This is a genomic window from Ochrobactrum sp. SFR4 (genome assembly GCF_019730395.1).
Classification (GTDB): Bacteria; Pseudomonadota; Alphaproteobacteria; order Rhizobiales; family Rhizobiaceae; genus Pseudochrobactrum.
Map to the genome: position 1 here is coordinate 1 of NZ_JAAPBB010001368.1, position 237 is coordinate 237.

General features: G+C 65.0%; 1 protein-coding gene. It reads left to right on the forward strand.

All coding sequences use genetic code 11. From position 1 onward, the window contains the following. A partial coding sequence (locus HBA93_RS23500) for a hypothetical protein (RefSeq protein ID WP_221724818.1) occupies positions 1-237 on the forward strand: 237 nt, incomplete at both ends.

Sequence of the window (237 nt, forward strand, 5' to 3'; positions counted from 1 at the left end):
GGTAAGCGGCTGGAAGCGCTGCGCGCCATCGAGCGCGAGCGGCCCTCGCAAAGCGCCAACGATGTCCGCCGCAAGATGCTGGCCGTCTGCGCTGGTGCGGATGGCGATCTCGATACGGTGATCGAGGCGTTGCTGGCCGAACTGGCCGAAGGCCGTGATGACGCGCTGAAGCTGGTGGATCGGGTCGAGCTGGCAGAGTTCTTCTGGAAAGAAGTGGCCGCGCGTTATGGCTATGCG